The 16,920-nt window shown below is 62.6% G+C and carries 7 protein-coding genes; 3 read left to right on the plus strand and 4 right to left on the minus strand.

Features of this window, described 5'->3' with window-relative positions; translation table 11 throughout:
* Positions 1 to 19 precede the first annotated feature (19 nt).
* The gene (locus tag VF436_RS02815) at positions 20 to 10,768 is read left to right on the plus strand and encodes an amino acid adenylation domain-containing protein (RefSeq protein ID WP_330902458.1); all 10,749 of its coding nucleotides are present in this window, start codon (positions 20 to 22) and stop codon (positions 10,766 to 10,768) included.
* Positions 10,769 to 10,813: 45 nt separating this feature from the next.
* Here the strand turns inward: VF436_RS02815 and VF436_RS02820 are convergent, their stop codons facing one another.
* Together VF436_RS02820 and VF436_RS02825 are read right to left on the minus strand one after the other, a co-directional pair.
* Positions 10,814 to 11,509, minus strand: coding sequence for a hypothetical protein (locus VF436_RS02820; RefSeq protein ID WP_330902459.1), 696 nt, complete (start codon positions 11,507 to 11,509; stop codon positions 10,814 to 10,816).
* A gap of 168 nt (positions 11,510 to 11,677) precedes the next feature.
* Positions 11,678 to 12,343, minus strand: a complete 666-nt coding sequence (locus VF436_RS02825) for an O-methyltransferase (RefSeq protein WP_330902460.1) — start codon at positions 12,341 to 12,343, stop codon at positions 11,678 to 11,680.
* Positions 12,344 to 12,431: 88 nt separating this feature from the next.
* Here VF436_RS02825 and VF436_RS02830 point away from each other — a divergent pair, with 88 nt between their 5' ends.
* Together VF436_RS02830 and VF436_RS02835 are read left to right on the plus strand one after the other, a co-directional pair.
* On the plus strand, positions 12,432 to 13,061 hold the full coding sequence (locus tag VF436_RS02830) for a TetR family transcriptional regulator (RefSeq protein ID WP_330902461.1): 630 nt from the start codon (positions 12,432 to 12,434) through the stop codon (positions 13,059 to 13,061).
* 166 nt (positions 13,062 to 13,227) lie between these two features.
* Entirely contained in the window at positions 13,228 to 14,484 is a 1,257-nt protein-coding gene (locus tag VF436_RS02835; protein WP_330902462.1) for an MFS transporter, read from the plus strand.
* Between the two features lie 167 nt (positions 14,485 to 14,651).
* Here VF436_RS02835 and VF436_RS02840 read toward each other — a convergent pair whose 3' ends face one another.
* Positions 14,652 to 15,734: a hypothetical protein gene (locus tag VF436_RS02840; protein ID WP_330902463.1), complete on the minus strand. Its 1,083-nt coding sequence runs from the start codon at positions 15,732 to 15,734 to the stop codon at positions 14,652 to 14,654.
* A gap of 536 nt (positions 15,735 to 16,270) precedes the next feature.
* Positions 16,271 to 16,864, minus strand: a complete 594-nt coding sequence (locus VF436_RS02845; protein ID WP_330902464.1) for a hypothetical protein — start codon at positions 16,862 to 16,864, stop codon at positions 16,271 to 16,273.
* Positions 16,865 to 16,920: the final 56 nt, after the last annotated feature.

Consider the following 16,920-nt stretch of genomic DNA (forward strand, 5'->3'; position numbering starts at 1 on the left):
AACGGAAGAGCCCTCCCCCATGTCGTCTCAAGACTTGCGCTCCTCGCTGCTGCAAAGCTCGGATGTTCTGCCCTTGTCCAGCCCGCAGCTGGATATTTTTCATGATCACCTCATGAAAGGCAGTACTCCCGCCTACAATATCGGCGGCTATCTGGATTTTCACGGTTCAATGGATATTCAACGCTTCGAAAAAGCGCTGAATCTGGCCATAAGAAAACACGATTCGCTACGTATCATGCTAATGGCCGGCGACGACGACCTGCCAGGCCAGCGAATCATGGCCGATATGCCAGCCGATCTGATGTTGCTGGATTTTTCCCAGGATGCGTCGCCGGACGACTCGGCGCGCACATGGATGCGCAACAGCATGAACCAGCCGTTCGTCCTGGTGGGTGCCCCGCTTTTTCGCCATGCACTGATCAAGCTTGCCGATGCGCACTATCAATGGTTCATCTGCGTGCATCACCTGATCGCCGATGGCTGGGCGATGGATACGTTGTTCCAGTCCTTCGCGGGCCTGTACAGCGCGCTCGAACAGGGTGAAGAGCCGCAGCTGGCCGCTCCCTCCTATGCCCGATTCGTCGAATCGGATCGCCTTTACCAGGCATCGGCCAGCTTTACCAAGGACCGCGACTACTGGCATGAAAAGTATCGGGATCTTCCCGATCCACTGCTCTTGGCACGACACGCCGTGCACGACCAGACGCCCATCAGCGGTGAACATGTCTGGCGCCTCGATGACGCATTGAACGCACGCATCGACGACCTGGCCACCACCCATCAGTCCACGCGGTTTCAGGTAGTTCTGGCGATCTTCCATGCCTTTTTCCAGCGCCTGCACCAGCGCGAGGAGCTGGTCATCGGCTTATCCGTGCTCAACCGCAAGGATGCCGACGCCCGCAGGACTGTCGGCATGTTCACCAATGTGTCGGCCATGCGGCTGGCCTTTGACCTGCGCGGTTCGTTCGTCGATCTGCTCAAGGCCATCGCGCCTTCGCTGCGCCAGGATTATCGCCACCAGCGCTTTCCGATCGGGCAATTGAACAAGGGGCTGGGCTTGTTTGCTCGCCAGCGCGACCAACTCTACGAACTTTCCATCTCGTATGAAAACGGCGGCGTACCGCTCCGGTTCGGCGACGTCACGGCGTTTGTATTCAAGTGCACGAACGATTACGAAAGCACACCATTGCGCCTGTGCGTGCGCGATGACCTGCATCGCCGAGAGACATCGCTGTTCTTCATCTTTGGCCACGCCTATTACAGCCAGGCCGAGATCGCCGTGCTGCAAGATCGTTTCATGCGCTTCACGCAGGCGCTTCTCGCCGATCCGCAGAGTTCGCTTGACAGCTTGCCGATCGTCACCCCGCAGGAGCGCGCCCAGTTCGACGCCTGGAATGCAACGGCTATCGACTATCCCCAGGACGCATGCGTGCATGCATGCTTCGAGCAGCAGGCCGCACGGCGACCCGATGCCATCGCACTGGTGCACGAGGATACGAGCCTGACCTATGCCGAGGTCGATGCGCGCGCAAATCAGTTGGCACAGCACCTGATCGCGCTGGGTGTGGGCCCGGACGATCGGGTAGCGCTGTGCGCCGCGCGACAACCGGCAACCATCGTTGCCATGCTCGCGATCCTGAAGGCCGGCGGCGCATACGTGCCGATTGACCCGTCCTATCCGGCTGAGCGCGTCGCTTATGTGCTGGGCGATGCACAGCCACGACTGCTGTTGGCCGACCGGGCCGGTCGCCAGGCACTGGGAGCGCCGCCGGCCCAACTGCCAGTGCTCGACCTGGATGGCGCCGCCCTCGCCTGGGCGAGTTTGTCGCGCGAGCGTCCGCAGGTAGAAGGCCTGGATTCACGGCGGCTGGCCTACGTGATCTACACCTCCGGTTCTACGGGCCAGCCCAAAGGCGTGATGGTCGAGCATCGCCAGGTATGCCATCAGGTCACCGCACTGCGGCATGCCTACCAGTTCACCGCCGACGACCGCCTGTTGCAGTTCGCGTCCATTGCGTTCGACATGTCCGTGGAGGAAATCTTTCCCGCGCTGCTTACCGGCGCGACGCTGGTATTGCGCACGGATGCCTGCCTGGAATCGCCGGCCGCCTTCGCCGCGTTCTGTGCCGTCCACCAGCTCACGTACCTCAACCTGCCCAGCACGTTCTGGGCTCAACTGGCGTTGGCCCAACCGGAGCTGGAACTACCCGTCTGCCTGCGCCAGGTCAGTGCCGGCGGCGACGCCATGAGCCTGGCCGCCGCTTCGGCGTGGCTGCGTCGCCAGAGCCATCGTCCTGCCCTGTTCAATGCATATGGCCCCACCGAAACCACGGTCAACGCCACCATGCTTGCGGTGGATCGGCCCATGGAAGTGTCATGCATCGGACGCCCGATCGCCAACACGCGGGCCTACCTGCTCGATGCATATCGTCAACCTGTGCCGGTCGGCGCCGTCGGCGAGCTTTACATCGGCGGCGCGGGTGTTGCCCGTGGTTATCTTGATCGCCCCCAGCTCACCATGGAGCGTTTTCTGAGCGATCCATTCTCGCCGGTTGCCGATGCACGTATGTATCGCACCGGCGACCTTGCTCGTTTTCTACCCGATGGCAACATCGAATTCCTCGGACGCAATGACCATCAGGTCAAGATTCGCGGCTACCGCATCGAACTGGGCGAGATCGAGACGCGATTGGCCAACCATCGGCAAGTCCACGAAGCGGTGGTGCTTGCACGCGGCGAGTCGCATGATCGTCGCCTGGTCGCTTATGTGGTGGGCGACGGGGACGCCAACGACCTGCGCGCGCATCTTGCCGTCGAATTGCCGCCCTACATGATCCCTTCGGCGTTTGTCCGCCTGGATGCCTTTCCGTTGACGCCCAACGGCAAACTCGATCGCAAGGCGTTGCCCGAGCCTGACGAGGCAGCGTTCGCGCATCGCGCCTATGAGGCACCGCGCGATGGCATCGAGGCGTCGCTGGCCCAGTTGTGGTGCCAGTTGCTGGACCTGGCACGCGTTGGTCGACACGATCATTTCTTCGAGCTGGGCGGACATTCGCTGATCGCGATTCGCCTGCTCGGCAAGGTCTCCCAACAGTTCGGTGTCTCGCTACCGCTGGCAAGCCTGTTCAATCATCCCACGCTGGCAGCCCTGGCCGAGGCGATCGCCTCCGATCATGACGGCGCAGGGACGGCGACGCTGCCTCCCATCGTCGCGGTGTCGCACGGCGATCACATCCCGCTTTCCTATGCACAGCAACGGCTGTGGTTCATGGCCCAGCTCGATCAAGCCAACGCCACCTATCATGTCTCCCTGGTGCTGCAGTTGGAGGGCGCGCTGGACATCCCGGCATTGCAACAAGCACTCGACCGCCTGCTCCACCGCCATGAAGCCTTGCGCACCGTTTTCCATGCGATCGACGGCGAGCCGCGCGCGTCGCTGCTTCCAGCACATACGCCGTTTCCGCTGGTGGTGCATGACCTGCGCCAATCCCCTCATGCCGATGAGCTGCTGGCCCGATATAAGCACGACCATGCGCACGCGGCTTATGACATGGAGCATGGCCCGCTGGTGCGCGCCAACGTGATTCGCCTGGGTGACCGCCGGCATGTACTTCAGCTGGGCATGCACCATATCGTCTCCGATGGCTGGTCGATCAACCTGCTGGCACGCGAGATCAACGCGCTCTACGTCGCGTTTGCACAGGGACAGGCTGACCCGCTGCCCGCGTTACGTGTGCAGTACCCCGACTACGCCGCTTGGCAACATACCGTGCTGTCGAGCGAACGACTGCGTGACCAGGCCGCGTATTGGAAGGACGCCTTGCATGGTGCGCCCGACCTGCTGCACCTGCCCACCGATCATCCGCGACCGTCGCGCCAGTCGTTTGCCGGTGCGATGCGCCCCATACGCTTGGACGTTGCACTGACGCGTCGGCTGCGCCAGCTGGGCAAGCAGCATGGCATGAGCCTGTATATGCTGGTAACTGCCGCATGGGCCGCGGTGCTGGCCAGGCTGTCGGGCCAGGACGATGTCATGATCGGTACCTTGTCGGCCAATCGCGGCCAGCGCGAAATCGAGCCCTTGATCGGCTTTTTCGTCAGTACCTTGCCTTTGCGCATCGACCTGTCGGGCGAACCCGATGCCCTGACGTTGTTGTCGCGCGTGCGGCGCACGACGCTGGCGGCACAGGAAAACCAGGATCTTCCGTTCGAGCAGATCGTGGACATCGCCAAGCCCTCGCGTCGGCTGGATCATTCGCCGCTGTTCCAGGTGTTGTTTGCCTGGCAGAGCAACGACAAGACCGGCTTTGAACTGCCAGGTCTGACGATCAGCCAGTCGCCTATGTCGCTGGAGTCGATTCGCTACGATCTCGAGCTGCACCTGTACGAAACCGAAGACGCTATCGTCGGCGGCCTTGGCTATGCCACGGCGCTCTTTGACGAAACGACCATCGACCGCCATATCGGTTACCTGAGCACGACCCTGGAGGCCATGGTGGCCGATCCGGCTACGGCCTTGCGCGTGCCGTTGCCCGATAGCCACGAGCTGGCCCAGCTCGCGCGCTGGAACGATACCGCTGTCGATCCTGTCTCGGTCGATGCTATCCATCGCCTGTTCGAGCAGCACGCAGCCAGCTCGCCGCAGGCCACGGCATTGATATGCGACGACCAGGCACTCTCCTATGGCGCGTTGAACGCCAGGGCCAATCAATGGGCTCGTCACCTGCGATCGCTGGGGGTCGGCACGGGAGTGCGCAGCGACCCGCGCATCGCCCTGTGCGCGGAGCGCGGCTTCGACATGATCTGCGCACTTTTGGCCATTCTCAAGGCCGGTGCCTGCTACGTACCGCTGGACCCGTCCTATCCCAGCGAACGGCTGCGTCAGGTGCTGTCCGAGGCCGGTGCCGAGCTGGTACTGCACGATACCGCAGGGCATGAAGCGCTCGGGGTATCCTCACTGGCCCGATATCGCTGCGTGGATATCGGCGAGCTTGCCATGCATGGCACCGACCTGGCCGAAGAGAACCTTCCATCGCCCGAGGGCACCGACGCCAGCAGCCTTGCCTATGTCATCTACACGTCCGGCTCTACCGGCACGCCCAAGGGTGTGGCGATGCCGCACCGGCCGCTGGTCAACCTCGTGCAATGGCAGCTGGCCGAAGCCGTAAAGGCCGGTTTGCCGGCTCCGAAAACACTGCAATTTGCTGCACTTGGATTCGACGTCGCGTTCCAGGAGATCTTTACCACCCTGTGCGCGGGTGCATCCCTGGTACTGGTCGATACACGCACGCGCATGCAGTTCGGCAAGCTGATCGCGCTGCTGCGCCACCAACGCGTGCAACGGGTATTCCTGCCCTATATCGCGCTACAGGCCCTGGCCGAGGCGGCCGAAGATATCCGCGATGACGGCACGGCGCTGCTGCCCGAGTTGCGCGCGATCATCGTAGCAGGGGAGCAACTGCGCCTCACGCCGCAGATCCAGCGCCTGTTCACCCGTCTGCCGGCCTGCGACCTGCACAACCACTATGGCCCGACCGAGACCCACGTGGTCACCGCACAGGTCCTGCCGGCCGGCAGCATCGCCACATCACTGCCCCATGTGCCGATTGGTCGTCCCATCGCCAATGCACGCACCTATGTGCTCGATGGGCATGGACAGCCCGTGCCGGTGGGAGTCGCCGGCGAACTGTACATCGGCGGCTTGAGCATCGCGCGCGGCTATCTGGGGCGCGATGACCTGACTGCCGCACGCTTTCTTGCCGATCCGTTCGATACGCGTACCGGAGCGCGCATGTATCGCACCGGCGACCTGGCGCGGCACCTGCCAGATGGCCGCCTGATATTTCTTGGTCGCAACGATCACCAGGTCAAGCTGCGCGGGTTCCGTATCGAGCTGGGTGAAATCGAGGCACGCCTGGCCGAACATGCCAGCGTGCGCGAGTGCGCGGTGATCGCACGCAACGACGCGCAAGGCGAGATTCAACTGGTGGCCTACGTCGTCGCGGGCTCGCATGCCGATGACAATCCTGCGACATGGCACGCCTACCTGGCCGCCACGCTGCCGGCATACATGGTGCCTGCCGCATTCGTCACGCTGGAGGCTATTCCTTTGACGGCCCATGGCAAGCTCGATCGTCAGGCACTGCCCGCACCCGACGAACAGGCCCTGGTCCGCGCCCATTACGAAGCACCGCGTGGCGATGTGGAAACCAGGCTTGCCGCACTCTGGCAGGATCTCCTGGGCGTCGCCCAAGTCGGTCGCCGCGATCAGTTCTTCGAACTCGGCGGCCACTCTCTGATCGCGGTACGCCTGCTCAGCCGCATCGCCCAGGCATTCGGTGCCAGCCTGCCACTGGCCGACCTGTTTGCGTGGCCGGTATTGCATGATCTGGCCGCACGCATTGCCCAACAGCAGCGCTCGACTCCCCACCAGCAGACCGGCATCCCACGCGCCACGCGCGGGGAGATGCTACCCCTGTCGCATGCACAGCAACGCCTGTGGTTTCTCGCCCAGCTCGATGGCGACAGCGCGACTTACCACATCCCGATTGCCGTGCAACTGGACGGCCCGCTGGATGTGCCCGCGCTGCGCGAAGCGTTGCAACAAGTGTTCGCACGCCATGAAAGTCTGCGCACGGTATTCGTCGCGCGACACGGCCAGCCGCATGCCCGGCTGTTGGACAGCAATGCCGAGGTTGCACTTCACCAGCATGATCTTCGTCACTACGGTGCAAGCGAACGTGTAGACGCAGCCACCATACTGCTCGCCCGAGAGCGCAACCGGCCCTTCGATCTGGCGGCAGGGCCGCTGCTTCGCGCCAGTCTGCTGCGCACCGAAGAACAACAGCATGTATTGCAACTGACCTTGCACCACATCGTGGCCGACGGCTGGTCGCTGGGCATTCTCTCCCGAGAGCTCGGCGCCTGCTATGCCCAGGCACAGGGTTCGCGTTCCGACATGCTGGCCCCACTGCCGATCCAGTACGCCGACTATGCGGCATGGGAGCATGGCTGGCTGGTCAGCGAACGCATGCTTGAACAGGTCACTTTCTGGCAAGACCAACTCGCCGGATCGCCATCCTTGCTTGAGCTTCCCACGGATCGACCACGCCCGGCACGGCAGTCGTTCGAGGGTGCCTTTGTTCCGATCGAGCTGGATGCCAACTTGACGCAGGATCTCAAGCGGCTCGCGCAGCACCACGGCGCGACGCTTTTCATGATCGTGCTGGCCGCGTGGGCGCTGGTGCTTTCGCGACTATCCGGGCAGCGCGACATCGTGATCGGCACGCCGACGGCCGGTCGGGGACGACCGGAACTTGAATCGCTGATCGGCTTTTTCGTCAACACGCTGCCGCTGCGCATCGACCTGCATGAGGCCACCGATGTCGCATCACTGCTACGCCACGTTCGCACGATCGCACTGGATGCCCAGGCACATCAGGAGCTTCCCTTCGAGCGCATCGTGGAGCTGGCCAAGGTGCCTCGTCGCATCGACCACACACCGCTGGTCCAGGTGCTGCTGGCGTGGCAGAGCCATGACGAAGGTTCCTGGAACCTGCCGGGAATGACCGCCACACCGGCGCATGGCGACTTTGACTGGGTGAAGTTCGACCAGGAGTTGATTCTGAGCGACGCCGACGGCCACATCCGGGGCGGCATCAACTATGCCACGGCGCTGTTCGATCGATCGACCATCGAACGCCACGCCGGCTATCTGCGCAACGTGCTCAAAGCCATGGCTGCTGGCGATACGCGCCCGCTGCATCGCATCCCGATGCTCGCCGACGACGAACGCGAGCAGTTGATAGAAATGTGGAACCGCACCGATATGGCGGTCGAATCGTTGTGCCTGCATCAACAGGTGGAGCGTCACGCCCACGAATCGCCGCATTCGCTGGCGCTGGTCAGCCAACAGGAACAGGTGACCTATGCCGACCTGAACGCACGGGCCAACCACCTCGCGCATCACCTGGCACGCATGGCTGTGCGACCGGGCGATCGCGTAGCATTGTGTGTGGAGAAGGGGGTCTCCATGTTCGTCGGCCTGCTGGCGATCATGAAAGCCGGTGGCGTGTACGTGCCGCTGGATCCGGCGTACGCCTCTGCACGCCTGGACCATATCCTCCTCGATGCAACACCGCGTCTGCTGCTTTGCGACGAGATCGGTCGCGAGGCCCTGGGAGCCGGTGCGAGAGGCCGGTTGCCGGCGCTCGATATGGATCAGGCATCGGCATGGGAGCATGAGCCAGGCGACAATCCGGCCGTGCCAGGCCTCGATGCCCGGGCCTTGGCGTATGTGATCTACACGTCCGGCTCCACCGGCGCGCCCAAGGGTGTGATGGTCGAGCACCATGGCATCATCAATCTGGGCCACTCGCTTGGTGAGCGCCTGGGTATCGACGCAGATAGCCGCATCAGCCAGTTTGCCTCCGCCGGCTTCGACGCCAGCATCTTCGAGTGCTCGATGGCGTTCACCGCGGGTGCGGCGCTGTACCTGCCGTCGGTCGCCGAACGGCAGAGCCCATCCGCGTTCATGGCCTTCATCGGACGCCAGCGCATCACCCATGCCACGCTGCCACCGGCGTTCCTGCAGGGCCATGCCGAAGCCCCGTGCTGGGCGCACCGCCCAATGTTGATCTTTGCGGGCGATGCATCCAGCCCTGGCCTGTTTCGTCACTGGAGCCGCTACGCAAGACTTGCCAATGCCTATGGCCCCACCGAGATCACCGTCTGTGCCAGCACCTGGGTCTGCCCCGATGAGCCAGGCGAACTGTCCGTGGTGCCGGTAGGGCGTCCCATCGGGAATACTCGCCTGTACTTGCTCGACGAACACGGCCTGCCCGTGCCTCGCGGCAGCATCGGCGAGCTGTATATCGGGGGTGCGAACGTCGCGCGCGGCTACCTGGACCGCCCTGCGCTGAATGCGGAGCGCTTCGTCTCCGACCCATTCGATGATAAGCCACAGGCACGCATGTATCGTAGCGGCGACCTGATGCGCTACCTTCCCGATGGCAACCTGGTTTTCCTCGGCCGCAACGATCATCAGGTCAAGCTGCGCGGGTTTCGCATCGAGCTGGGCGAGATCGAGGCCAATCTGGCGAGCCACGCCGCGGTTCGCGAGTGTGTGGTGCTGGCGCGCGAAGACGTACCCGGCGACAAGCGACTGGTGGCCTATGTCGTGCTGGACAAGCCGGCTGCCAATGCCATTGCGCAGCTACGCGAACACCTCGCCAAGCGCCTGCCCGAATACATGGTGCCCACGGCTTTCGTGGCCATGGAGGCGATGCCGCTGACCTCGCATGGCAAGCTCGATCGCAAGGCCCTGCCCGCCCCCGGCGACCAGGCGTTCGCACGACGCACCTATGCACCGCCGCAAGGCGTCGCCGAGCACGCGATCGCCACGCTGTGGGGTGAACTGCTCGGTGTCGAACGCATCGGGCGACATGATCACTTCTTCGAGCTCGGCGGCCATTCGCTGCTGGTCACCCGGCTGGCTGCGCGCATGCACGAGCAGTTCGACAAACCAGTCGCCGTGCGTGACCTGTTCAATCACCCGGTGCTCAAGGACATGGCCGCGTTGATAAGCTCCAATAAGTCACGCGATCATGACATGCTCGACTTGGACGCCGAGTTGGTGTTGGATGAGACCATCCGTGCGTCTTCTGCGCCCCGCCAAGGCGACGAGCCGCAGCATATCCTGCTGACCGGCGCATCGGGGTTTCTCGGCGCATTCCTGCTTGTACGCCTGCTCGAATGCAGCCGTGCCGTCGTGCATTGCCTGGTTCGCGGTGATGACGATGCGGATGCGCGAGCCAGGCTGGATGCCAACATGCGCCAGCTCGGCCTGGATGAGTACGAGCGGGCGCGCGTGTCGGTGATCGCTGGCGACCTCGCCTTGCCCTTGCTGGGCCAGGACCGCACGCGCTTCGATCACTTGGCCAACCTGATCGACGTGATCTACCACAACGGCGCCTGGGTCAATTCGCTGCATACCTACGAAAGCCTCAAGGCCGCCAACGTGCTCGGTACGCAGGAGATTCTGCGGCTTGCCGCACAAGGCACGCCCAAGCATGTGCACTACGTATCCACGCTGAGCACGATACCGCTGGCGCAAACGGCGGGGGTACACGTCACCACCGAGAGTGAACTGGCCGAGCACTGGCGAGGGCTGGCATCGGGCTATGCGCAGAGCAAATGGGTCGCCGAACGCCTGTTGCGTATCGGCGGTGAACGCGGCATTCCCTATACGATCTACCGTCCGACACATATCGGCGCGGCACGTGACAGCGGCGCCAGCAACCCCAGCGACACCTGGAGCCTGTTCATTGATGCCTGCCTGCGGCTTGAGCGTGTTCCCGAGGTTGATACCGGCATCAACTCCCTGCCGGTCGATTACATGAGTGCATGCATCGTTGAGCTATCCATGCGCGATGACATTCATGGACGAAGCTTCAATCTCGCCAGCATGCAGTCATTCCAGCTGAGCGAATTGACCCGTCAGATCGCGGCCATCGAGGAACTGTCGGTCAAGACAGTCGACTATCGCGCGTGGCGCCGCCAGTGCGCGGCGCAGCCGGCGACCAGCCGCCTGGCGGCGGTCATGCCAGCCGAACTGGTCGAAGAAGATGCCGAGGAGCCCTCGCGCATCCCGCTTGGCAATGCCGTGGAGGACCTATCGCGCCACGGCATGCCCTGCCCGGCACCGAGTACCGAGACATTGCGGAAATACGTGCGCTGGCGTTACCGACAAAGCGTGCAACCGGCATGATGGCAATGCCACGGTTCCTGGCCTGCCATCTGGAGCCGTGGTACCTCACGGCAAGCGTTCGGGGTGATAGGCCTTGATGAACGGATCGTAGAGTGCCTGGGCTTGCGACGCCGTCATGCCGCCGACGGCGGTGCCGTGATCCTTGGCCTGGATGCCCAGGACATAGCGATCCCTGGGCAGCGCCACCACCTGCACGGGCCCGCCGTCGTCCTTGCGTGGTACCTCGATGACGAGGCGATCGCCGGTCGGTTCGGGCAAGGCGACGGATAGATAGTCGGGGCCGCCATAGGCCGGCAGCAGCTCTGGATTGGCCTTCATGCCGTCGATGGTATCCAGCATCATCTGCAAGGTGGCCTTGGTCATGTTGCGCTGGCGCTCGAATGTGGCTTTCACGCCAGGCGCGACGTCGGGCTTGTCCAGCCCAGGCGAGCGCGTGTCCGTCAGCGATACATCCACCTCTCGCCCATTGTCGTCACCGTAAATGGCCGTGATGGCGTTGAATGTGCAGCTCCAGCGCTTGAACGGCAGGCCGCCGATCGTGGCCTTGGGCGGCATCGCCTTGACCAGTACATGACCTTCGCACTCAGCCGTCGATGCCGCATCCTGCTGCGCGCTGTCGGGACCCGACGGGGCACTGGCCTGCTGTGCGTCGCCATGACGTCCGCTGCAAGCGGCGAGCAGCGTGGCCAAGAACCACGCCAGCCCATGGCGTGCACGCGGAGTCGATCGTAGAAAAGCCATGGAGGGATCCGGCAAAGCGTCTTGATGTCGACATGAGCGCGTATTGTCCCTGCATGCGTGTATCGGGGAGGTCAGGAGTTGGGCGTGAGGAGTGAGGGGTAAAAGCCGGTGAGCCCGAATTCTGCTCTTGCACCCGACGCCTCGCGGGTGCGCGAATAGCCGCCTGCTTCATACCGCTCGCATCGACAACTCCACATCCTCGCCGAACGGAACCGACAAGTAGCCACCTTCCGGAGCGCGCATCCGCGTCAGATAGTCTGGATTGAAGTCGGCATTGTCGGCCACGATCAGTGCACCGGGCCGCAGCCGGTGCTCGACCAGGTCCAGCACATCACCATAGAGTGCCTTGGCACCGTCGAGCAGCAACAGGTCGACGCTGTCGGGCAGATCCCTCGCCAGCGTCTGCAGGGCGTCGCCTTCGCGGATGTCCACCAGATCCAGCAAACCGCCTGCGGCCAGGTGTTCGCGTGCGCGAATGACCTTCGAGGGTTCGAACTCGCTGGTGATCAGCTGGCCGCCACCATTGTCGCGCAGCGCAGACGCCAGATGCAGCGTGGAAATGCCGAATGACGTGCCGAACTCGACGATGTGCCTGGCACCGATGCTGCGCGCGAGCATGTACAGCAACAAGCCGGTCTCGCGTGAGACCGCCAGAGGAAAGTCCTTCAGGTGACCGTAGAACTCGCGGTAATCGGTACGGCTGCGCAGGAGGCGGCCGCGCTCCTGAGACGACAGGGCGGCCATGGCCGGCGACGACAGGGGCGAGGATGCCTTGGCTTCACGAAACAGTTGGTCGAGCAGGGGCGCCACAGGCGCGGCGTTCAAGGTAGTCATGGGTATTCCGAGGGGTTGGTTACGCCATAGCGATCGGCTTAGAATGCGATGAATTCATCGCGTTTTCTAATCGCATTTCCGGCGCCCCATGACCGAGCAACCCAGACCACGGCTTTCCCCACGAAAACAGCCCAAACAGGCGCGCTCGACCGAGCTTGTCGCGGTCATCCTGGAGGCGGCGGTTCACGTTTTGGCGAAGGAAGGCGCCCAGCGCTTCACCACGGCCCGCGTTGCCGAAAAGGCCGGGGTCAGCGTGGGTTCGCTGTATCAGTATTTTCCCAACAAGGCCGCCATTCTCTATCGCCTGCAAAGCGACGAGTGGCGGCAAACGCTGGACATGCTGCGCACTATCCTCGAAGACAGGTCGCTATCGCCTGTCGATCGCCTGCGCAAACTGGTCCACGCCTTCATTCGTTCCGAGTGCGAGGAGGCAGGCATGCGTACCGCACTCAGTGACGCGGCGCCGCTTTATCGCAATGCACCCGAGACACTGAGTGCCAAGGCCGAGGGCGCGCAGATCATTCGTGCGTTCATGCGCGAAGCATTGCCCGGGGCGACGGAGCAGACCTTCGACATGGCCGCGAAACTGATCACCCACACGCTGAGCGCGGTGGGAAAACAGTTCTCCGAAACGCCACGTCGTGACAGCGACATCATCACCTACGCCGATGCGCTGGCGGATATGTTCCAGGCCTACCTGCAAAGCTTGCAGCACTGATAGGCCAGCCAGGAAACCAAGGCGGTGTTCTTGAACCGCCGGGCCGGGCATGTTAGCGTCCTCGCCGCCAAGCCATCCGGCTATGCCGTAAGCGTTTACGTCAACCAACGCGCAATGTCGCCACGCGAGCTACGCATGCTCGCGGGCCTGCGCCCGAGGTTGATCGATGAAAACGCCTTCCCTGCTCGCTACGCCTTTCCTGCCACGAATACGCATCCGACCGGATGCCACGGCAATGTGCCTGTATTTTCTCGCTGGCCTGGCAGACGGTGCACTGATGCCATTCTTCGCGCTCTGGGCGCAGCACGAGGCGGCCATACCGACCCGCTATATCGGTTTGCTGCTGGCGTGCTATGCCGGCGGTGAACTGGTGGCCACACCTATTCTCGGCGGCATTGCCGACCGGCTTGGGCGGCGTCCTGTGCTGCTGCTCTCGACACTGGGCGTGGGTGTCGGTTTCATGCTGCTGGCGCATCTGCAGGGGATGATCGCCGTGGCCGTGAGCTTGCTGGCCATCGGCATGTTCGAGTGCGCCCTGCATCCGACCATCGCCACTGTCATCGCCGATACGGCAGATGACGAGTCACTGCGCATGCGCTATGCCATGGCGCGCATGGCCGCTGGCAGCGGGCACGTGGTGGGCCCGGCGCTCGGGTCGGCCCTGGCACTGATCTCGCTGAACAGCGTGTTTTCCGGTTGTGGCCTTGCCTTGCTCATGGCCTCGCTGATCATCCTGGCGATTCTTCCCGAGACGCGTGCCACGGCAGCCAACGTGGCGGCCAGCGATGACCAGGAAGACGAGGATGAAGAAGGCTTGTCTTCATTGTTGCCAGCCTTTCGCGACCGACGCCTCGCCAGCCTGCTGCTGTGGTTTACGCTCATGGAGATCGTCGGCGGATGGACGGAAGCCATACTGCCGCTCTACGCACATGGCGAGCGCGCGCTTTCCACCACTGGCGTCGGCCTGCTGTTCTCGTATGCGGCGGCGGCAGCCGTGGCGTTGCAGTGGCCAATCACACGCTGGAGTTCGCGCATGTCCGCGTATTCACTGCTGCTTGGCGCAGGCGTCGTGCTTGCAGGCGGCTTCTGCACGCTGTTGCTCACACCAAGTCTCGTGTCATTGGGTGCTTGCGTCACATTGATGGCTCTTGCACAGGCCTTGATCGGCCCGCTGATCCCGGTTGCGGTCAATGCCATGGCAGCGCCATCGGCACGCGCAAGCTACATGGCGGCGATCTCCACCGCCAATGACCTGAAGGATTCGGCCGGTCCCGCATCAGGCATGTATCTGTACGGGCTATCGACCAGGCTGCCCTGGCTGCTCGGCATACCGGTTGCCCTGGTCGCTGCCCTGGCGCTGGCCATCACCGTCAGAAGCACCGAGACTCGCCGGAGCGGCCTGGGTCGCGAATGCGGGCCCTGAAAACCGCCAAGCCACGACCTCGTCGCACCTTGCATCGCAACTGAAGTCGCTCCTGGGGTCAACGGCGACTTGCAATGGGACAATGGCCACCAGAAAACAAAGAGCCGGGAGGTTGCCCTCCCGGCTCTTTACCCACTCAAGCCCTGCGAGGCTTCAACAAGCTTACATCAGTTCGATTCAGTGAACTGGATCGACGGGTTCGAACCACCCGCTGTCGTGCACGAATGCAGGGTCAGGTTGTTGGTCTCACCCGTGGAACCGGCATTCGACGCGCAGGTCGGCGCCGAGGTGCTACCGTTGCTGACGGCGACCTTCACGGTGACCGAGGAACCCGAGTTGAACTGGGCCTTCGAACCGCCAGCATTGCCGACCACGTTGAACTCCGACGACTTCCACACGCTGGCAATGTGCAGCTTGCTGTCGCTGCCGCTAGCGCTATAGGCGTGGGTGCCGTTGGTGAAGGTCACGGTGTCGTTGCCGCCATTGACCACGGTGCCGGTCAACTTGAGGTTGGCCAACTGGGTCGCCGGTACGTCCGGAGCAGTCGCGGCACTGCTGTTGCCATAGCAATCGCCTTCGCCGTCACTGCCGAAGCCGCTCGGGCAACGGCTGCTACCCCAGCCGATCAGCCAATACTGCATGAATACGGCGGCCTGGCCGTCTACGTTGTAATCCGGCGAGTAGATGAACTGTTGCCACACCACGCAACCCGAATGCCCGGCGCACGAAGACGTAGTCGAGTTGAAATCGGTGTTGATCTGCAGCGTGTACTCGTTCGGTCCCAGGATGCCGCCACCACCGAACGACGATACGCCCACGCCCGACTCGGAGGTAACACCGGTCACCGACGGGAACGAGCCCACGGTGCTGGTGATCAGGGTGTTGCTCTTCAACGCATAGTCGTTGCCGTTGCCGACGGTCTGGCCACCACCACTGAGCAATGTCAGGTGATGCGGCGGTACCGGCGGGATGCTGTGTGCGCGCGCCGGAGCGGTATTACAGGCCACCTGCTTCCAGGTGGTGCTGGGATACTCGGCCTCGAAGCATCCATCGGCCGGCGCGGAAAGATGCGAAATGGTTTCACGCCAGTTGGTCTGGGCCTGCGCCTGCAACTGATCGGTCTGTACAGCCTGCTGTTCCACGCTCGAGGCAGCGAATGCGGTGGGAACCGACATGGCTCCTCCCGCAAGACCGGCCAGGATCGCGACCTGCAACATGTAACGCACCCCACGTTTCACGTTCGACTGCATACAACCCTCCCATAACGATGGTTTTTTCGACTCCGGACGATCCGGCGTCGGGATAATCCCCCTGAAAGCAATTACAACCGTCGCAAATTCGGCGCATACATAATTCGAGCCTATTAATCGGAGTTAAATCCAATCGCAAGATAATTCGAATCATCAATATAGGATGCCGTCATTGCCGTCGCCTGAAGACACACTCCCCTTGCGGGTACGAAAATGCTTTCGTATCCGTAACTTAGGGTTACATCAAGGCGATAAAAACGATTGTGCCCGCGTCAACAAACTCATTTTGTGACGTGCAACTGCTTTATGACGCCAAATATCAAAGGCGCTGCAAATATTGAATTTTTCAGGGAAACGCAGGTGAATTAAAAAACCCTACCCATGATGAAGTCATTATTCGAAGCAATGCCTCACTTCGCGACCCAAGTCACATGAGATTGTTCACCGATGTAAAATCCATGCATGCGAAGTTATTTACGATGCGCGGCAATCGCCAGCCATATAACCAAGCAGCCATGCATAGGCCTGCAAACACTTCAGGATTGCCAGGAAAGCTTGCGGTCCACGACCCGCCAGGTGCCACTCGAGCGACTCAGCACGATAAACCCGCTGTGCGCGCAGAGGCCGCCGCATTCCTCGGTGAGATACACCACGGCCTGCAAACCATCGGCGGCATAGGCGGGCATGCTGACGCGCACCAGTATTCTCGCGTTGGGAAAGGTCGCGCGAAACGCGGTGCCATCGCCCAAGGCAATCGCCTGTCCAGACGCTACGGTCGTCGGCTTGCCGACCTGGGTCTGCATCAACGTGTGCAATCGCTGTTCATCGACCACATAAAGCTGGGCACAGGCGGAGATATCGGGCAGTCGCTGCGTGGCGCGTGTGCGATCCACCAGTTGCTTGAGCATCTGCAGCGACAGGCTGCCGGGCCCGGACGCCTGGCCTTGCTTGTCGATATCCGGGAGCACGGGCTGGGTGGAAAGTACGACGGCTCCGTGCTTGCCCTGCGCGCACGACTGGCTAAGCACCGCATCGAGTACGGCCTGGTCGTCCGGTGATGCCTGATGCGATGAGCAGCCATCGAGGATGACCGAAACGGTGAGCAGCAGCGCGACGAGGCATCGGTTCATCACGCGACGATAGCATTTGCCGCGCCTTCGATCGGCAACGCGCCTGCTGGAACCTC

The sequence above is a fragment of the Dyella sp. genome, from assembly GCF_036384435.1.
In the GTDB taxonomy this organism is placed as follows: Bacteria; Pseudomonadota; Gammaproteobacteria; order Xanthomonadales; family Rhodanobacteraceae; genus GSA-30.